The 18887-nt window shown below is 46.4% G+C and carries 16 protein-coding genes; 4 read left to right on the forward strand and 12 right to left on the reverse strand.

All coding sequences use genetic code 11. The features are described from left to right. Positions 1-469, forward strand: a 469-nt coding sequence (locus tag ACTIE6_RS07385; RefSeq protein ID WP_439556026.1) for a thiamine pyrophosphate-dependent enzyme, incomplete at its 5' end; no start/stop codon positions are given. A 138-nt stretch (positions 470-607) separates the two neighbouring features. Next, on the forward strand, positions 608-1483 hold the full coding sequence (gene tatC / locus ACTIE6_RS07390) for a twin-arginine translocase subunit TatC (RefSeq protein ID WP_439556027.1): 876 nt from the start codon (positions 608-610) through the stop codon (positions 1481-1483). Here the strand turns inward: tatC and ACTIE6_RS07395 are convergent, their stop codons facing one another. The 5 genes from ACTIE6_RS07395 to ACTIE6_RS07415 all read right to left on the reverse strand — a co-directional run bounded on the left by ACTIE6_RS07395 (position 1484) and on the right by ACTIE6_RS07415 (position 6101). Next, positions 1484-2578 (reverse strand): aminotransferase class I/II-fold pyridoxal phosphate-dependent enzyme, encoded by a 1095-nt coding sequence (locus ACTIE6_RS07395; protein WP_439556028.1) that lies wholly within the window; start codon positions 2576-2578, stop codon positions 1484-1486. 4 nt (positions 2579-2582) lie between these two features. Further along, entirely contained in the window at positions 2583-3605 is a 1023-nt protein-coding gene (locus ACTIE6_RS07400; protein WP_439556029.1) for a dipeptide epimerase, read from the reverse strand. An 11-nt stretch (positions 3606-3616) separates the two neighbouring features. Beyond that, entirely contained in the window at positions 3617-4477 is an 861-nt protein-coding gene (locus ACTIE6_RS07405) for an NAD kinase (protein WP_439556030.1), read from the reverse strand. Positions 4478-4568: 91 nt separating this feature from the next. Continuing rightward, positions 4569-5240, reverse strand: coding sequence for a CBS domain-containing protein (locus ACTIE6_RS07410; protein WP_439556031.1), 672 nt, complete (start codon positions 5238-5240; stop codon positions 4569-4571). Positions 5241-5327: 87 nt separating this feature from the next. Beyond that, entirely contained in the window at positions 5328-6101 is a 774-nt protein-coding gene (locus ACTIE6_RS07415) for an alpha/beta fold hydrolase (RefSeq protein WP_439556032.1), read from the reverse strand. Positions 6102-6525: 424 nt separating this feature from the next. Here ACTIE6_RS07415 and ACTIE6_RS07420 point away from each other — a divergent pair, with 424 nt between their 5' ends. Further along, positions 6526-7446 (forward strand): alpha/beta hydrolase, encoded by a 921-nt coding sequence (locus tag ACTIE6_RS07420; protein ID WP_439556033.1) that lies wholly within the window; start codon positions 6526-6528, stop codon positions 7444-7446. Here ACTIE6_RS07420 and ACTIE6_RS07425 read toward each other — a convergent pair. The 7 genes from ACTIE6_RS07425 to glpK all read right to left on the reverse strand — a co-directional run bounded on the left by ACTIE6_RS07425 (position 7437) and on the right by glpK (position 16467). Then, on the reverse strand, positions 7437-8588 hold the full coding sequence (locus ACTIE6_RS07425) for a UDP-N-acetylglucosamine 4,6-dehydratase (RefSeq protein WP_439556034.1): 1152 nt from the start codon (positions 8586-8588) through the stop codon (positions 7437-7439). The genes ACTIE6_RS07420 and ACTIE6_RS07425 overlap by 10 nt on opposite strands. Before the next feature lie 110 nt (positions 8589-8698). Beyond that, complete coding sequence (locus ACTIE6_RS07430) at positions 8699-10096, reverse strand: NADH-quinone oxidoreductase subunit N (protein WP_439556035.1); 1398 nt, start codon at positions 10094-10096, stop codon at positions 8699-8701. Between the two features lie 8 nt (positions 10097-10104). Beyond that, a complete protein-coding gene (locus tag ACTIE6_RS07435; protein ID WP_439556036.1) occupies positions 10105-11553 on the reverse strand; it encodes a complex I subunit 4 family protein in 1449 nt (482 codons plus the stop codon). 50 nt (positions 11554-11603) lie between these two features. Continuing rightward, positions 11604-13520, reverse strand: coding sequence for an NADH-quinone oxidoreductase subunit L (gene nuoL / locus ACTIE6_RS07440; RefSeq protein ID WP_439556037.1), 1917 nt, complete (start codon positions 13518-13520; stop codon positions 11604-11606). A 57-nt stretch (positions 13521-13577) separates the two neighbouring features. Then, the gene (gene nuoK / locus ACTIE6_RS07445) at positions 13578-13931 is read right to left on the reverse strand and encodes an NADH-quinone oxidoreductase subunit NuoK (RefSeq protein WP_031529450.1); all 354 of its coding nucleotides are present in this window, start codon (positions 13929-13931) and stop codon (positions 13578-13580) included. Between the two features lie 82 nt (positions 13932-14013). After that, positions 14014-14823 carry an exonuclease domain-containing protein gene (locus tag ACTIE6_RS07450; RefSeq protein ID WP_439556038.1) on the reverse strand — a complete coding sequence of 270 codons (810 nt, stop codon included), beginning with the start codon at positions 14821-14823 and terminating at the stop codon, positions 14014-14016. Positions 14824-14964: 141 nt separating this feature from the next. Beyond that, the gene (glpK, locus tag ACTIE6_RS07455) at positions 14965-16467 is read right to left on the reverse strand and encodes a glycerol kinase GlpK (RefSeq protein WP_439556039.1); all 1503 of its coding nucleotides are present in this window, start codon (positions 16465-16467) and stop codon (positions 14965-14967) included. Positions 16468-16588: 121 nt separating this feature from the next. Between glpK and pbpC the strand changes: the two genes are divergently transcribed. After that, positions 16589-18886 carry a penicillin-binding protein 1C gene (pbpC, locus tag ACTIE6_RS07460; protein WP_439556040.1) on the forward strand — a complete coding sequence of 766 codons (2298 nt, stop codon included), beginning with the start codon at positions 16589-16591 and terminating at the stop codon, positions 18884-18886. Position 18887 lies beyond the last annotated feature (1 nt).

An 18887-nucleotide genomic window follows, 5' to 3' on the forward strand; every position in this document is an offset into this window, starting at 1 on the left:
CAATGGATATGCAATGGGTACATCGGTAGCCAGAACTTCCAATGTAACAGAGCTTTATACACTGGGCGAGGCTTACGATATTCCTTCTGAGCCGGTTGACGGAATGAGCGTGGAGGCAATTCACGAATCTGTTTCCCGCGCTGCTGAGCGTGCACGTAAAGGCGAAGGCCCTACTTTCCTTGAATTCCGCACGTATCGTTACCGCGGTCACTCCATGTCCGATCCTCAGAAGTACTGCTCGAAAGAAGAGGTTGAAGAGTACAAGCACAGAGACCCGATCGAGCAAATCCGCGCTGTGATCCTTGACAACAAGTTTGCAACGGAGGAGGATCTTGAAAATATTGATAGGAAAGTAAAAGACATCGTAGCAGAATCTGTTCAGTTTGCCGAAGAGTCGGAATTCCCGGATCCAAAAGAGGCTTACACAGATGTTTATGTAGAGTCGGATTATCCATTTATCATGGACTAATCTGATCAGAAGAGTTAGCTGAAAAAACCCGCCGGAATACTTCGACGGGTTTTTTAGGTAAATTCAGCTTTTACAGAACGCACATGATCCTGTTTTTGCTTTTTGACGTAAATAGAAATTTAGTAATAGTCTTATAATATGCCCTTGGATCAGGATTTTGATAGCGAAGAAGAAAGTGGCGAAGGTAAAGAGATGTCATTTATCGGGCATCTGGAAGAATTAAGGTGGCACGTCATCCGTGCAGCTGCTTCTATCCTGGTTTTTGCCATTTTAGCATTCATCTACATACAGGAAATTTATCACTACGTTATTATTGCACCATCGCAGCCCGATTTCTGGACTTACAGAATGTTGTGTAAGCTGGCTGATGTAGTTGGCTATGACGAACTCTGCGTAAAAGCATTGAATTTCAAATTGCAGGTGATCGGAATGGGGGATGCGTTTACGATGAGTATGACTTCTTCAGTAATTGCAGGTTTGATATTCGCATTTCCTTATGCGTTTTGGGAAATATGGCGGTTTATCAAGCCAGGTCTGAAACCTTCGGAACGCCGGTCGGCCAGAGGCGCTGTTTTCTATGTGACGTTTCTATTCTTTACGGGGGTCCTTTTTGGGTACTATGTAGTTAGCCCACTCGCTATCAACTTTTTAGCAAACTATACGTTGGATGAATCGATCATCAATGAATTTAGTCTTGCCTCCTACATTTCGCTGGTTGCCACATTGACACTTGCCTGCGGCGTGGCGTTTCAGTTGCCGGTAGTCGTTTTTGTTTTGGCAAAAGTGGGTGTACTTACACCGTCCTTTATGCGCGAGTACCGCAAGCATTCCTTTATCGTAATCCTGATTGTAGCGGCAATCATTACACCTTCACCTGATATTTACAGCCAGGTTCTGGTTGCAATTCCCCTATTTATGCTTTACGAGATAAGTATTTTCGTGTCCGCCAATGTGGAGCGTGATAAGTTGCGGGAGGAAAAACGCCTTGCAAATCTGGGTAATACGCCGGATTAATCAGGAAATAAACTGCTTGCAGACCTCGGCCAACCGGTCGAGGTCTTTTTGTTGGTGGGCTGCGCTGATCACTATGCGGGTTACAGACTCAGAGGAGGGTAGCGGATAAGAGAAGCAGGAAGCCATAATGCCATTTTGCAGCAGGAAATCAAACAGGCTTGCATTGGTACTGCAAAATACCGGATAGTGAGCAATGGTTTTGAACAAGCATTCCGGACCTGAAAACAAGTTGTTGAAATGATTGATATTTTGGGTCAACACCTGGTGCATCTGTGCATATATTCCATTGTTCATGAGCTTGTTGAATGCAAACACGTAGGAAGGAGCTGTTGGGGACGCGCCGGCAAACCACGGAGAATGGCTGAGAAAATCAAGCTCTTGCTGTCCGCCCCAGATAATCCCTGCCGGTATCCCAAACGCTTTGTTCAGCGAAGAGACGAACAATGTCCTGGCTTTCACAGCTGCATTCAGTAATGCATTTACACCAACTCCTCCGGCGCCGCACACACCAAGTGTATGTGATTGATCAATAATCAGCCGGCAATTTGCGGGAGCCGATATGTTGTTAAAAATGGAAAGATCCAGGTATTCCGCGAAAGGAGAGCCTACTGCGTCGGTACAAATGATGTGAAAGCTATTCTTCTCCTCATTGACATCGGCTACGGTTTGATGTGCCCATGCATTCCATTCCGTATTGCTGCTTTTATATTGATTGCCCCAGAGCGCAGGATGGACACGCGGCGCATAATGGTAGGCTACATGGTCGGCCCGATCAATTATAGAAACCAGCTTCTCAATTTCCCGCATTGCAATCTGTCCTGCCAGCATCCCGGAAGAAACTAGTAAAGCAGCAGGTGCATTCTGCCAGGAGGCAAACCGATCTTCGGCTTCGCTGTAAATAGTCAGGCGCAGACTGTTGTTCCTGGAACTGCCAAAATGCGTTCCGTATCTTACAAAACCTCCATTCAAAAACGTCTGATAATCGGCATTGTGCCCCATTCCCAGGTAGTCTGTTCCGCTAAACCAGAGATATTCCTTTCCATCCTGTGTTTTGACTGTTCGTCCGGGCAGGTGGTTTGTCAGATGTGCAGCCACGGACTTACGCAATGTTCGATTTCAAAATTGCACCGCTTCCATTCCGGTTCGGGAAGATAATGCGGCCGAAATCAAACCCAACTCCCTCGGCGGGATCGTTGGTGATCAGTAAAGATCCGTCCATATCAACATAGTCGAGGAGCGGCAGCAGGTGCGCAATAGCGGATATTCCCACGCTCGTTTCGGTCATGCAACCTACCATTGTTTTCATACCAAGCGATTTAGCTTCGGCAATCATTCTTTTGGCTGCGGTAGGACCGCCACATTTGGTCAGCTTTACATTGACGCCGTGAAAGAGTCCAGCACAGCTTTTTACATCACTTTCCAGGATACAGCTTTCATCGGCAATCACAGGCAATGCGCATTCAGCAAACACCTTTTTCATTCCTTCGGTATCCTGCGCAGGAAGCGGCTGTTCGATAAACTCGACACCCAGTTCTTTTAGTCTAGGCGCTAAGGAAATGGTTTGTGCTGCTGTCCAGGCGCAATTTGCATCCACACGAAAGATCGCGTCCGTATTTTCCCGCAGCTCCTGCACAATCCGCAGATCGTCTGCAGTGCCTAACTTGATCTTGTAAATCGGCCAGGGAAGCTCCTGCATTTTAGATACCATCTTTTCCACTGTGTCAATGCCGATGGTGAAGTTGGTCAGGGGGATATGTTCCAGGGATAAGCCCCAGTTTTCATACAGCTTTTTACCACCCTTTTTGGCAAAAAAATCATGTGCAGCTTCGTCCAAAGCGCATTGGGCAAACGAGTTTTCTTTTAAAACCGGATGTACAGCAGTCCAGAGTTCTTCGGCAGACTGGTAGTTACCTGCCTCCACAATTGCTCTGGCTTGTTCCAGCGCTTCAATCATGTTGCCGATTGTGACACCGTAGTAGGGATTAGCGGTAGCTTCTCCAAGCCCACTCCAAGTTTCATCGGCAAGTTCCACAATCAGCGTTTGCTGGATATCGCGCGAGTCGTGCGCGATCGTAAAAGTATGTTGTAATGCGAGGTCAAAAGTGTGGTATGTCAGCTTCATGGAGGTGTAAATTAGTTACGCATGTCAAGTCCCCACGACAGTTTGTTCCTTAATGTATTCAGAAAGCTATCGTATTTCATCTTGATCAGCTTGGCGGTAAAATCGGCCTTCCTGACCATTAATTGTGTGTTTTCATCAACGATCCTGGATCTGGCATCGAGGGAAACAAGGAAATTGTTGCTCCGGCTTTTCACTTCCAGTTTAATCACCGCAGTGTCTTCTACTATCAATGGACGTACATTGAGGTTGTGCGGACTGATCGGGGTAATAATAAAGTTTTGTGAATGCGGCATTAAAACAGGTCCGCCGCAGCTAAGCGAATAGCCGGTGGAGCCCGTTGGCGTCGATACGATCAGCCCGTCTGCCCAGTAAGAATTCAGAAATTCCTGGTTCAGATAGGTATGTACCGTAATCATAGAAGAGGTATCTGTTTTGGTGATGGTAAAATCATTCAGACCAAAATTCAACCCATCAAAAAGATCAAGGTTAGATTCGATTGCTACCAATGTTCGCTCATCAATGCGGAACTGGCTTGTTTCCAATGCATTAACCATGTCGGTGATCCTTTCAGGAGGTACCGTGGCCAGGAATCCAAGCCTGCCTGTGTTGATCCCGACAGCAGGGATAAGGCGCCTTCCCACGTGTGAGACGGTTTCAAGCAAGGTACCGTCGCCGCCCATGCTTACAATCAGATGTGCGTCGTACAGTTCTTCGGGTTTTTCGTAAACCAGCTCTGAGTAATGGTCAAGGAAGGCGCGGAATTGTTTTGAGAGCTGTATTTCAATTTTCCTGCGGTTCAGTTCATTGAACATGTTTTCAATAAACGGTCGGGCGGACTCATTAAAATTGCGTCCATGAATGGCTATTTTCATGAAGAAAAGTGATAATACAGATGGTTCCTTCCGAAAGATAAGCGACAAATATGCCGTTTCAAAAGCCGGGGGAAATTTGAAAGGGAAAGAACTAGGTAGCGAGGTATCTCAAAAGCATATCCAGGCGCTCCTGGTCAAAGCTTTCGATCGGATCGTTGGCGTGTGCTTCAACGATGTCGTAACCGAACCTTTCCAGCGTGGCAATAATAGGGGTAATGCTGGTACGGTTGAGCTTTAAAGTCAGCTGGGCTTCGTTGGTGGGGTTGTAAACTTCTCCCGAAGAATAGTAGCTGCTCAATATCTTGGTACCGTTTGATTCGATCAGCCGACTGATTTCCGATAGTGAATAGCTCCTTTCAGCAACTTTAAGCACGATAACCGCGCCTTTTTCCTGAACACCAAGCTCATTTACAAAATGCTCCACCAGGTCGTTTACCAGTATACTGCCCGCAAAGCTGCGGTCTTCATGTAAAACGGGGATAATCCGCAAGCCAAACTGGTTTACAAGGCGCAACAGTTCGTAAGGGTGCTGATCTTCGGATGCAAAAATATCCTTGTGCTGGATAATGATTTTGGAAAGCACTTCGGAGCTATCGGCAATGTCAAAGAGAATATCTTCGGAGACAATACCCTGGTAGACACCGAGGTCTGAGACGATCAGCTGCTTGACGCCGAATTCATCCATCCAATCCAATGCAGTCGCCACCGAATCGGTTGGTTTGAGCACGGGAACCATCGGATTTATGAGGGAAATTGCAAGCATTTTCAGAACGTCTTTTTTCGAAGCTATAAAAAAACTGTATATCTATCAACTTTCGTCTAAAAAGAAATTTCCCCGAAGCGGCGTGGTTTATACCATCGGAACTGAAACAGTCTTTTCAAGGAAACTCTCCAAAATCACGTTGAATTCTTCGGGATGCTCCATCATCGGGGCGTGGCAACACTTATCAATAAAGTAAAGCTCCGAGTTGGCAATCAGCCTGTTAAATTCGTAACCTACGTGAGGCGGTGTGATGGTGTCATTCAAACCCCAAACCAGCAGTGTAGGAACGTTGATTTCGTGTAAATCTTTTGCCAGGTTGTGCCTTTGTGCAGATTTAGCAATCCCAACAATACTCATGCACTTCGGAATGCTGGAAGTTGTTTCAAAAACTTCATCGATCAGATCCTTGGTTGCGACCTGCGGATCATAGAAAGTGTAAGCGACGCGCTCTTTGATATAATCGTAGCTTCCGCGTTTTGGAAAAGAGCCGCCCATTGAATTTTCAAATAACCCTGAGCTGCCCGTTAAAACCAGTTTGTTGACATTGCTCTGATTTTTCAAAGTATAAAGCAGTCCGATATGCCCGCCAAGCGAATTACCGATGACGGTTACATTGGAAAGCGATTTAAAAGCAACAAAATCTTCCAGGAAGGTAAGCAATGCTTCCAAACCCGCTTCTCTTGGCGGCAATTCGTAAATTGGAAGCAACGGAATGATAACACGATAACGGTCGGAGAAATGGTCAATAATACCGTCCCAATTACTCAGCGCACCGAACAGGCCATGCAAAAGCAACAATGTTTCGCCCTTCCCTTCGTCGATAAACTGAAACCTGCCTTCTGCATGTACTGGATATTTCATGCGCTTATTGTGGATTTAACTTATGAAAGTTATTACAAATCTGATCGGAGAACCAATTATCACTTAAGAAAGAAACAAGTGAATGATTTGGTTACTCTACAAAACTACTTATTTTTTCAATTCGTTCAGCCTGCAAAGTAACTCCGGCAAAATCATTTTCTTGTAAATATCATATTAATAAGATTATAACAAAGTGTTTGACATAGAATGGTGCAATTTCGTTCCTCCGCCTGCTGGTATAAGCCGCTTTTCAGACGGTAAATCTGGGATACTGCCGCCTTCAAGCTATGGATCCTGTAAAAGTTGCCGGAATCTATTACAGAAGTATGTAAATACCACCCTGCACGTGTCGAAAGTTAGGTAGAAATAACGTCGGGCTACATTAGAAAAAGATTAGAAACAGGTATTCTTAACCATGTTAAAAATGTATAAAATCTGCGAAAAAGGACGACTTAGCTGGTTAATGGCGCTTTTGCTGGCAGTCAGTTTCAGTACATTCGGGCAGCAGGAAATGCCGCTTTATGCCGGTGGAATACCAAACTCAATCCCAGGAACTGATCAGGAAACGAATAAGGATTTTATAGTAAGGAATGTTTCCAAACCGACATTAAAGGTGTTTTTACCCGATCCTTCCATTGCAAACGGAACCGCCGTGATAGTTTGTCCGGGAGGCGGTTATGGTGTGCTTGTGATTGACAGAGAAGGTTATCAGGTTGCGAAAGAATTGAACAAAATCGGGATTGCCGCATTCGTGCTTAAATACAGGCTGCCTTCAGAGGAGATCATGAAAGACAAATCGCTGGGACCGTTACAAGACGCGCAAAAGGCAATTGCAACTGTCAGAGAAAGAGCAGCGGAATGGAAAGTTGACCCAAAGAGAATTGGCATTATGGGTTTTTCAGCCGGCGGGCATCTTGCTGCCACTGCGGGAACCCACTATGACAGCAGTTTTATTGACAACCCGAAGAAAACCAGCTTGCGGCCCGACTTCATGATCCTGGTTTATCCTGTAATCAGTTTTACAGATAAAATCGGGCACAAAGGATCCTCGGCGAATTTGTTAGGGCAAAATCCCACCATGGAAAAGGTGAAGTACTTCTCCAACGAACTGCAAGTTACCAAATCCACTCCTCCCGCTTACATTACCCACGCCGGGGACGACACGGTCGTGCCGATTTCGAATAGCATCCGGTTTTACGAAGCGCTTAATGCAAAAGGAATTCCCGCTGACCTGCACATTTACTCCAAAGGTGAGCACGGGTATCTTAAAGAACCTTCATTTGATGAATGGTTTGGAAGGTGCAAGCTCTGGATGCAGGTAAACGGATTATTATCTCAGAAATGAGCCTGCGCATTTATAGCTGTCGGAATGAGGTCTGCGACATCGCCATATTCAGGTAAGATCTGTTTTAAAGTGGCCATGATCTCACCGGGATTTGTTGAATTCAATGCAGTATCTAGTTTTTTAAATATAATCTCAAAATCCGGGGAGCGGCTATCGGTGCTGGTGGCAATGCGCATTCCCGAATGCGCGGCGTGCATTTCTGTTTCGTCATCATTAAGCAGATCTTCATGCAACTTTTCACCGGGACGCAAGCCCGTGTAGCAGATACAAATATCCACATGCGGCGTCAGACCTGCGGATCGTATCATCTGCTCTGCGACCACCTGGACTGACACAGGTTCGCCCATATTAAAGAATACAACCTTGCTGTAATAATCAGAGGAAGTAGCCTGCAGGACCAGCTGACAGGCTTCATTGGGCGTCATCAAATAGCGCGTTGCATGAGGATGTGTTACAGTAACCGGTCCGCCGGCTTCAATCTGCTTTTTGAAAATAGTAATGAATGAACCGCTGGATCCCAGCACATTTCCGAATCGCGTAATTGTGAATTTCGTATCTGATCGTTCGCAGGAATACCTGACATATAGTTCAGCCAGCCGCTTGGTAGCGCCCATTACACTCGCGGGCCTGACGGCTTTATCAGTTGATATAAAAATGAATTGCCTAACCCGATAACGCACAGCCAGATCTACGAGAATTTTTGTCCCGAAAATATTAGTCCGAACAGCTTCGTAGGGATGTTTTTCCATAACCGGAACGTGTTTGTAGGCAGCGGCATGAAACAGGATGTCGGGCTGCATCTGGCGGATAATTTGCTCCATTCTTAATGGATCGGTTATGTCGCCAATGAATGCAGTCAGTCTGATATTCGGAAATCGGGTTTGTAACGCAGTTTCCATTTCGGTCAGCAGTGTTTCCGATTGATCTACGAGGATCAGGGATTTTGGATGAAACCAACATACTTGCATGGCCAGCTCGCTTCCGATCGATCCTGCGGCACCTGTGATCAGAATGACCGCATTGCTGATCTGCTTTCTGATATGCGCCTGATCCGTTTGAATCAGGTCACGCGAGAGTAATTGTGCGAGGTCGAATGCGCTTTGGTTTTCCTGGGAATGCCTGTTGGGAAGAGTTCGTGTCATTTGATATCTGTAAATTCTATAGATATCCTTTTGACGTACAGTTGGGAAAAGGGTAACAAAAAAGAGCTGCAAATTTGCAGCTCTTTTTACAAAACGGTATTTACAAAGTCTTAAATCAGGTTCTCGAATAGGCCAGGCGCCAGCCCAAACAAGATCGTCAGAACAGTTGCCAGCACAAGAATTGCCTGATAGAATGGCGCAACGCGGATTTTAGTCAAATCGCCTTCTTTCAGGTAAGAAGAAATGATGACACGGAAATAGTAGTAGATCCCGACTGTCGACATTAAAACGGCGATAACGGTGATCCAAATAATGCCTCGCTCTGCCGCACTTGTGAAGATGAAAAATTTGCCCCAGAAGCCAGCGGTCAGTGGGATACCTGCCAGCGACAGCATTGAAACTGTGAGTACGAATGCGAGCAATGGATTTTGTTTTGCCAATCCGTTGAATGCATCGTAATATTCGTTAGGCTGACCTTCGATCGTTTTCTCCTTTGAAACCAGCATCAGTACACCAAATGCACAGATTGTCGAAAGTGAGTAGGCCAGTGAATAGAAAATAATTGCGTTTTGTGACGGTTTTGACAATGCGGTCAATGCGATAAGTAGATAACCTGCGTGCGATATACCTGAGTAAGCCAGCATCCTTTTAAAGCTGTTCTGGCTTGTTGCGCCAATGTTACCAACCAGCAGCGTAAGTACCGCGATCGCTGCGACAACAATCCACCAAAATCCGTAAATGCCCGTGAAAGATCCGCTTAACAAGCGGTACAATGCAGCAAATCCGGCGGTTTTTACAACTGTCGACATGAAAGTCGTGAAAATCGTGGGTGCGCCTTCGTATACATCGGGCGTCCAGAAGTGGAAAGGAGCAGCAGATACTTTGAAAAGCATACCGATCAAAAGCAGAAGCAAGCCCGCGTAAAGAATGTAGGATTCTGAGCCTGCCGGCATATTGGAAGCAAATCCCTGAATATGTTCCAGTTTGAATGATCCGGTCGCGCCGTAAAGCAACGTCATTCCGAAGAGCATAAAGCCTGTCGCGAATGCGCCCATGAGGAAATATTTCAGGGCCGCTTCATTGGAGCGTAAGTTCCTTTTGTTGCTTCCGGTAAGTATATACATCGCAACGGAGAGTATTTCGACACCGATGAAAAGCATAATCAAATGCTGAAATCCCACCATCATAAATGCGCCTACCAGCGAGAAAAGCATTAATGCGTAATATTCAGCAGGCTCAGAATCGGCATTGTCCTGAAAACCTCCCGAGATCGCCACGATCATGAATGCGGAAATCAGTATAATACCATTGAAAGCCAGCGTCACATTATCGACCCGCAGCATATCGTAGAAATACAGTATCGGCCCTTTGTTCCACTCGGCAAAGTTGCCAGCCAACGCTATCAGCAAAAAGAATAATGTGGCAGGCAAAAGGATATTTTTTGATTTCGAGAAACCCAGAAAGAGGGTCACGACTCCAAAAAACGACAACAGAATAATGGGGTACATATTTATACTTAGTTATTTACCAGTTGTAAAAGTTGGCTTACAGCAGGTTCGGTTAGTTTCAGAAATGTATTTGGATATATGCCGATCCAGAAAACCATGATCACGAGCGGCAGAAGTACTGCGCGTTCGCTTGCTGTAAGGTCCTGAAATCCTTCAACCCACTTCGATTTTGGACCAAACATCGACTTTTGGAACAAACGGAGCATGTATACCGAGCCAAGAATAATGGTAAGCCCGGCAACTGCACCAAGGATACCATCGTACTGGAAGACGCTGGACAATAGCAGGAATTCACCCACGAAACCATTTGTCAGCGGCAATGCCACACTTCCCAAAAGCAGCACCATAAAATACACGCTCAAATGGGGCGTACTTTGTGTGATACCTCCAAGCTGGTCGAGGTACCGCGTTTTTGTTCTTGAGTAAATAATATCAACGATAAAGAACAAACCGATTACATTGATTCCGTGCGCCAGCATTTGAATCAATGCGCCTTGCAGTCCATTGACCGAAGAAGAGAAAACACCTGCTGCCATTAACCCCACGTGGGCAAAGGAAGAATACGCGATTAGGCGCTTCATGTCGCTTTGCTGAATTGCGATAATGGAACCGTAAATGATACCAATTACGGAAAGGATCATCGCGAACAATCCCCAGCTTTCCATCCCCGCAGGAACGATAGGAAGTAAGAAGCGGATTAAACCGTAAACACCCATTTTCAACATAATACCCGACAAAAGCATTGTTGCAGGGGTAGGAGATTCGGTGTAGGTATCTGGCTGCCAGGTATGGAATGGGAAAAGCGGCATTTTGATCGCGAATGCAATAAAGAATGCCCAGAATATAAATCCTTGTACCGCCGGCGCCAATTGCAGCTGGTAAAATGCAGTTATCTCAGAAGAATGCGTGCCCGGTGTCTGATAGTAAAGATAAACCAGCGCCACCAGCATGAACAAACTTCCGAAGATGGTGTAAATGAAGAACTTGAATGTTACTTTCAAACGATTTTCGCCTCCCCAAACCGCCGCCAGGAAATAAACCGGGATCAACGCTGCTTCAAAGAACAAGTAGAACAGGAATGCATCCGTCGCAGTGAACACGCCAATCAATGCGGCTTCCATGAAAAGGATCAAAGAGTAAAATGACGCAGCGTTTTTGTATGTGTGATTGAATGCAGAAAAGATAATCAGCGGCGTAAGGAACGTGGTAAGCAGCACGAGTACCAGACTGATCCCGTCAATTCCTGCGGCAAAGGAGATACCGGCATTGGCCAGCCACGCGTATTTAAAACCAAACTGGGTACCCGCAGCAGGGTCAAATTGAAGCCAGACTGCAACTGCCAGTCCTAGCGATGCGAGCCCGCCTACCAATGCAACCTGTTTGGCAAGGCGTTCACCGGATAACAAGGTGAGAATTCCAGCCGCAATCGGTAAAAGTATTAAAAGAAGAGTAAGCATATTTAAGGTCAACGGTCAGCAGTAAATGGTGAACGGATTTTAGAGTAATATCAAAGTAAAAGCTTCCAGAACAGGATCACGACAATACCCAGTACCATTGCGAAAACGTACTCTCCCGTGGAGCCTGTCTGGGTTTTTCTCAGTAGCCCGGCCAGGAAGCTTGTCAGCCGCACGGTTGCATTTACGAAAAGATCAATGAAGAATTCGCCGAAACTGTAAAGGATATTCGAGAGGGTTTTGACAGGTTTTACAAACACTGAATCGTATAGTTCGTCTACATAGTATTTGTTGTAAACAACCCGCTGCAATGCAGATTTTTCTGCTGAGTCGGGTGCAGGTACCGCGCCTTTTTGAACATACATTACGAAAGCAGCAATTCCCGCGATCAGCGCCGCAGCTACTGAAATGCCCATTAACATATATTCTTCCGAGTGGGAGAGTGTTGTTGCCTCGAATGCGGCCGGGTTTGCCTGACGGGCTGTATCATAAAGCGGGCTCATGAATTCGGCCAGGTGGTGCGATCCGTGCAATGCTTCCGGTACACCGATAAAACCGCCAACTGCCGAAAGTACAGCCAGAACGATCAAGGGAATGGTCATCGAAGCAGGCGATTCGTGCAAATGGTGCTCCTGCTCGTGGGTACCTCTGAATGTACCAAAGAAGGTAAGGAAGAGCAACCGGAACATGTAAAAGGAAGTCATCACGGAACCAAGCACACCCACTACCCAAAGTGCCTTGTTGTGTTCAAAAACGTGGGCAAGGATTTCGTCTTTGGAGAAGAAACCTGAGAATGGAGGTAACCCTGAAATCGCCCAGGTGGCAATGAAGAATGTAATAAATGTAATAGGCAATTTCTTTCTTAAACCGCCCATCGACCGGATATCCTGCTCGTCGGACATCGCGTGAATCACGCTACCAGCGCCGAGGAAAAGCAATGCTTTAAAGAATGCGTGGGTAATTACGTGGAACATGGAAGCTGAATACGCCATCGCGCCAAGTCCCATGAACATGTATCCCAGCTGACTTACGGTAGAGTAGGCGAGTACCTTTTTAATGTCATTTTGTAACAAACCAATGGATGCTGCAAACAGGGCAGTTGCTCCGCCAATTATACCTACGATTTCGAGTGTGGAAGGCGCAAGCGAGTAGAGGACATTGGAACGGATCACCATGTAAATTCCCGCTGTCACCATTGTAGCTGCGTGGATCAATGCAGATACCGGGGTTGGACCCGCCATCGCGTCAGGCAGCCAGGTGTACAAAGGAATTTGTGCCGACTTACCCATTGCCCCGATAAACAGGAATATCGTAATAGCCACAATCGCAGGATCTTCGAGCGAGAAGCTGCCCGCTTTGCTGAAAACTTCGGTGTATTCAACTGAACCAAATGTGGCGATAATCGTAAATATCCCAAGTAAAAAGCCCAGGTCACCTACGCGGTTCATGATGAATGCCTTGCGGGCTGCATTGTTGTAGTTCGTGTTTTTGTTCCAGAAGCCGATCAGCAGGTAAGAGCAAAGTCCTACACCTTCCCAGCCGATAAACATGATCACGTAATTTGACCCCAAAACAAGGAGTAACATGAAGAACAAAAACAGGTTGAGATAAGCAAAGAACTTACCAAAACCCTCATCGTGGTGCATGTAGCCGATTGAATAAATGTGGATCAGCGAGCCTACGCCGGTAATGATCATCAGCATCAATAAGGAAAGCTGGTCAACCTGGAAGGAGAATGGAATGCGTAAATCACCAACTGTGATCCAGTCAAAAAGAGGGACTACCAGTGGCTGGCTGCCTGATGCGAGAAATGCATTGAAGGTCATTACGGAAATGACAAAACTCGCCACTACGGCAAGTGTTCCAATTATTCCGACAGCTCCTTTTGGTATTGTTTTGAATCCGAGCCCGTTGATCAGAAAGCCAATGAGTGGCAATAGCGGGATCAGGATGAGTAATGATGCAGACATATTTAAAATGGACTTTGATCTCTGGTTCTGAAAATGAAAATGGTTAAAATCAACTGTTTACCATTTCAATTTGTTAAGAAAACCGATATCTGTATTTCTGGTATTTCGATAAATCATTACAATAATGGCAAGACCCACAGCTACTTCGGCAGCTGCAACTGCCATGATAAAGAATACGAAAACCTGCCCGGACGGATCCGATCGGTAGGAAGAGAATGCGATCAGCAGGAGGTTGGCAGCATTCAGCATTAATTCAACAGACATAAAAATGATGATAGCGTTTCTGCGGGTCAAAACCCCGATAATGCCGATCACGAAAAGTAAAGTGCTGAGAATTAGGTAATGTTGAAGAGGAATATTCTGAATAACCGATGGTATAGTAACCTCTGGAATCGTAGGGTTTGGAATCATATCAGATTTACCTTATAGGGTATTCGGTTAAAATAGTAATCAAAAACAGATTTCTGGCAAAAATAGGTATAAATACGATATATCAGCGTTGGGTCAATGCCCGTAATTTGATTTCCGTCAATTTTCGTTTGGTATCCAGCGGGAATTCACCTTTCATCATCCAGTCGAAGAACGAAGGCTCATTTTTGAGGATATCGGTTACCTTTTTACCATTGTGTTTACCAAAATTGAAAACCTCCTCGCCTTTATCGTTGTAAACCATTCTTCCGGCAAAATCAATGATCCGCGAGGCAGTCAGGTCGTGCAGTGCGCCAACGTCATTTTTGATGGGCTCCGTTTCCTTCCCATCTCCGTCGACAATCTTAACTCCTTCATATTTGGCAATTTGTCCCTGCAGTACCTCGAAGGTCGCAATGGTATCCGCTTCGGCGCTGTGTGCATTCAGGAGTGTTTTTCCGCAATAGTATTTATAGGCGGCGGCCAGGTTGCGCGGTTCCATTAAATGGAAAATGCGCTGTGCATCCACCATTTTCCTGTTTTTAACATCAAAATCAACACCTACCCGCAGGAATTCTTCGACTAGCATCGGAATATCAAAACGGTTGCTGTTGAAGCCAGCTAAATCGCAGCCTTCCAGAAAGGTGGCCAGGTTTTTGGCAATGCTTTTGAATGTAGGTGCATCCTTTATGTCTTCGTCGTAGATACCATGTATCAGGCTGCTTTCCAGGGGAATGGGCATTTCAGGATTGATCCTTCGTGTCCGGATTTCCGTTTCTCCATTCACCAAAGCCTTGACCACTGAAATTTCCACAATCCGGTCGCGACATATATTGACTCCGGTGGTTTCAAGATCAAAAAAAGCAAGAGGCTTTTTCAGACGGAGGGTATGCATAGGGCTACTCTAATTTTGATTTTGCACAACGAAGTTAAGGTGAAATGGCAAATGCGGGTACATAAGCGCCTTGTTTATATTGGTTTCAAATAGATCGCATTGCTATGTAAACCCGCCAGGCCAGCATTCGTTGTGCAGGGATTAATCCTCCATCCAACCAAACGACTTCGTCACCGCCTTTTTCCAACCTGAATGGTACTTTTCCCGGGTAGCTGCATCCATATGCGGGTTCCAGGTGTGTGCGATTGCCCAGTTCTTTTTAAGCTCTTCGGTATTCTGCCAGTAGCCAACAGCCAGCCCGGCGGCGTAAGCTGCGCCCAGTGCGGTAGTTTCCGCAACTGCCGGGGCCACAACCTGTGTATTCAGAATATCAGATTGAAATTGCATTAGAAGCTGGTTAGCTACCATTCCGCCATCTACGCGAAGAGACGCAAGCTCAATACCCGAATCCTGCTCCATTGCGCGGACTACGTCGACAGTCTGGTAGGCAGTCGCTTCCAGAACAGCTCTTGCAATGTGCCCTTTATTCACATACCTGGTTAACCCTGCAATCACTCCCCGCGCGTCATTTCGCCAGTAGGGTGCATACAAACCTGAGAATGCAGGCACGAAGTAAGCACCTCCATTGTCACTTACTGTGCTTGCAAGCTTTTCAATGTCACTGCTGTTCTGGATCAGGCCCAGGTTGTCGCGCACCCATTGCACGAGCGCGCCGGTCACCGCGACGCTGCCTTCCAATGCATATTGAACCGGTTGGTCGCCGAATTGATAGGATATGGTAGTCAGCAGCCCGTGCTCGGATGTTTTCAATTCGCTGCCTGTATTCATGACCAAAAAGCAGCCGGAACCGTACGTATTCTTTGCCATTCCCGGTTCAAAGCAGGTTTGTCCGACCAATGCGGCATGCTGATCGCCCAGGTCGCCGGCTACGGGTACGCCTGGGAGGATTTCATTGGTCACGTGGCCGTACACTTCGCTGCTGCTCTTAATCTGGGGAAGCATTTTTTCGGGGATGTTATACGCGTCGAGCATTTTCTCATCCCACTGCAAAGTACGCAGGTTCATCAGCTGGGTGCGGCTTGCATTTGAAACGTCAGTCACGTGAATGCCGCCCTGGGTGGAGCCCGTCAAATGCCAGATCAGGAAGGTATCCATATTTCCAAACAGTGCTTCGCCTCTCTCTGCATCTTCGCGCAAGCCTTCTACATTGTCGAGCAGCCATTTCAATTTCAATCCGCTGAAATAAGTCGAGACTGGCAAACCGGTGATATCCCGGAACTGATTGAGGCCGCCTTCTCTTTCGTACCTGGCCACAAGCTCGGTTGTTCTGGTATCCTGCCACACCAGTGCATTATAGTAAGGTTTGCCCGTTCTTTTATTCCAGACAACCGTTGTTTCCCGCTGATTGGTTATACCAATAGCGGCAATATCCGCAGCCGTGGCCGACGCATTGATCCGTGCGATTGCAATTACTTCCAAAGTATTCTTCCAGATCTCGACAGGGTTGTGCTCCACCCAGCCTGGCTGCGGGTAAATCTGCTCGTGTTCTTTTTGACCGACTGAAACGATATTCCCACTGTGGTTAAAAAGAATGCAGCGTGTACTGGTAGTTCCCTGGTCAATTGCGGCGATATATTTGGACATAATGGTATTTGGATTGGCTTAGTTTGAAGTAAAGTCAGTAAGTAGTGAAACTTAACCGATCGGGACAAAACAGAATCTAATTTTATATTTGTCAAAGAACCCTCTTTACACACCTTACAACATGAAAAAAGCAACTGTGCGAAAGGCATTTTGGGCAATTTTGTCCGTGTTGCTGCTGCTCTTTATTCTTGATTTTGCATTTCCATTCAAACCTCAAATCAGCTACGCCACGCAGGTAACCGACAGGAACGGGAAAGTAATCCATGCATTTTTGAGTGATGATGAAAAATGGCGGCTGTATACCGCATTGCCGGAGATTACGCCATTACTTAGCAAAACGCTGATTTATAAGGAAGACCAGTATTTCTATTATCATTTTGGTGTCAATCCGTTTGCAGTGGGGCGTGCTGCTTTCAGGAATATTTTTTCGGGCAAAAGGACCTCCGGCGCATCTACGATCAGTATGCAGGTAGTCAGGCTTATGCAGCCCCGGAAACGTACTTATTTCAATAAAATCATCGAAATGGTACGGGCAATGCAGCTGGAAATGCATTACTCGAAAGAAGAAATCCTGCAGTTGTACGTCAACCTGATTCCCTATGGTGGAAATATTGAGGGGATCAAATCTGCGGCACTGTTGTATTTTGGTAAATCGCCGCAGCTGCTGAGTCTCGCAGAGATAACTGCATTGACGATTGTCCCAAACCGGCCTTCCAGCCTGCGGCCCGGTACTAAAAATGAGGCGTTGCAAGTTGCAAGAAACAGCTGGCTTTCAAGGTTTGAAAAAGAGGGATTGTTTGAGAAAAACCTCATTGAAGATGCATTGAATGAACCTTTGCAGGTAAAAAGACTGCAAGCGCCACGCCACGCACCACATTTGTCACTCCGGCTTAAAAAGCAGTTTTCCGGTCAGCCGATCATTGCCACTACCCTCAATTTTGAAGCTCAAAAACAGATTGAGGAGCAGGTTTATAACTTTATCAACCGTCGCAAACTGATGAATATTCACAATGCGGCAGTGCTCGTGGTGAATAATGAAACGATGGAAGTGGAAGCTTATGTCGGTTCAGCTGATTTCAATAACCCTTTCGACGGCGGGCAGGTTGACGGAATCCGGGCGGTGCGCTCGCCAGGCAGTACTTTGAAGCCGCTTTTGTACGCGACCGCATTTGATAAAGGGATAATTACTCCCAAAAGTGTTTTGAATGATGTTCCGGGGAATTTTAGCGGATATGAGCCCGAGAACTTTGACCAAAGATTTAATGGTCCGGTTACAACAGAATTCGCATTGGCTAACTCACTGAATATCCCGGCTGTCCGCATTTTAAAGGAAATCAGTACGCCTGCATTGATCGGGAAGCTCAGAAAAGCCGGGTTCAAAACAGTAGACAAGCAAGCCAAGGAACTGGGTTTATCGCTAATTCTCGGAGGCTGCGGTGTGACGCTGGAAGAACTCACGCGCCTTTTTGCAGCATTTGCCAACAAAGGCGAACTCCGGCCGCTCCGGTTTGTAAAGCAGTCAGGTCAGGCAAAAGGGGAGCACATTGTATCTGCCGAAGCGGCATTTCTGGTAACAGGCATTTTGACCAAAATTACCCGCCCTGACTTGCCGACGAATTTTGATAATACTTACCACTTGCCAAAGATCGCCTGGAAAACGGGCACCTCTTATGGAAAACGGGACGCGTGGAGCATTGGTTATAATAAAAGGTACACAATCGGAGTTTGGGTCGGCAACTTTTCGGGGGAGGGAGTACCGGAACTGAGCGGTGCAAATACGGCAACGCCGCTGCTGTTTTCCATATTTAATGCATTGGACTACAACTCACCCCGGGGTTGGTACCAGTCCCCGGCGGATATCTCTACCAGGCTCGTCTGCCCCGCGACCGGCGACATTCCTTCGGAATTCTGTACGAATTCAGTGCCTGGCGAGTATATAGTAGGTGTATCTAATTTTCGGAAATGCCAGCATTTGCGCTGGGTTTTTACTGATCCTGGGGGCAAAATTTCTTATTGTACCTACTGTTTACCACCAGCGGGATTCGAAAGAAAAGCATATCCCAATCTCGCGCCTGAGCTGATCGCATTTAACGAAGCCCAGAAAATTCCTTATGAAAAGATCCCGTCACATAACCCGGATTGTGAGCGGGTTTTCCACGATGGCGCGCCATTGATTGTGAGCCCCAATGAAGGCAGTGAATATTACATCCGGAAAGATGAGCCGCAGCAGTTACAGCTGGCTTGTCAGGCAGCCAATGATGTGGAAGAGGTTTTTTGGTATATCAATGATAAAATTACCCGAAAGGCAAAGCCGCACGAACCTGTTTTCATCAGCCCGCCGCCTGGCAGGGTCAAGATTTCCTGCAGCGATGATAAGGGAAGGAATTCGGATGTTTGGATTGTAGTTCGCAGGATGTAAC

The organism is Dyadobacter sp. (genome assembly GCF_051859145.1).
Taxonomy (GTDB): Bacteria; Bacteroidota; Bacteroidia; order Cytophagales; family Spirosomataceae; genus Dyadobacter.

Bases quoted from the DNA above. Each gene is read 5' to 3' on its own strand.
- tatC (WP_439556027.1), top strand. From the start codon at position 608: ATGCCCTTGGATCAGGATTTTGATAGCGAAGAAGAAAGTGGCGAAGGT.
- ACTIE6_RS07435 (WP_439556036.1), bottom strand. From the start codon at position 11,553: ATGCTTACTCTTCTTTTAATACTTTTACCGATTGCGGCTGGAATTCTC.
- ACTIE6_RS07400 (WP_439556029.1), bottom strand. From the start codon at position 3,605: ATGAAGCTGACATACCACACTTTTGACCTCGCATTACAACATACTTTT.
- ACTIE6_RS07410 (WP_439556031.1), bottom strand. From the start codon at position 5,240: ATGCTTGCAATTTCCCTCATAAATCCGATGGTTCCCGTGCTCAAACCA.
- ACTIE6_RS07420 (WP_439556033.1), top strand. From the start codon at position 6,526: ATGTATAAAATCTGCGAAAAAGGACGACTTAGCTGGTTAATGGCGCTT.
- ACTIE6_RS07430 (WP_439556035.1), bottom strand. From the start codon at position 10,096: ATGTACCCCATTATTCTGTTGTCGTTTTTTGGAGTCGTGACCCTCTTT.
- ACTIE6_RS07405 (WP_439556030.1), bottom strand. From the start codon at position 4,477: ATGAAAATAGCCATTCATGGACGCAATTTTAATGAGTCCGCCCGACCG.
- nuoK (WP_031529450.1), bottom strand. From the start codon at position 13,931: ATGATTCCAAACCCTACGATTCCAGAGGTTACTATACCATCGGTTATT.
- ACTIE6_RS07415 (WP_439556032.1), bottom strand. From the start codon at position 6,101: ATGAAATATCCAGTACATGCAGAAGGCAGGTTTCAGTTTATCGACGAA.
- ACTIE6_RS07450 (WP_439556038.1), bottom strand. From the start codon at position 14,823: ATGCATACCCTCCGTCTGAAAAAGCCTCTTGCTTTTTTTGATCTTGAA.
- pbpC (WP_439556040.1), top strand. From the start codon at position 16,589: ATGAAAAAAGCAACTGTGCGAAAGGCATTTTGGGCAATTTTGTCCGTG.
- glpK (WP_439556039.1), bottom strand. From the start codon at position 16,467: ATGTCCAAATATATCGCCGCAATTGACCAGGGAACTACCAGTACACGC.
- nuoL (WP_439556037.1), bottom strand. From the start codon at position 13,520: ATGTCTGCATCATTACTCATCCTGATCCCGCTATTGCCACTCATTGGC.
- ACTIE6_RS07425 (WP_439556034.1), bottom strand. From the start codon at position 8,588: ATGACACGAACTCTTCCCAACAGGCATTCCCAGGAAAACCAAAGCGCA.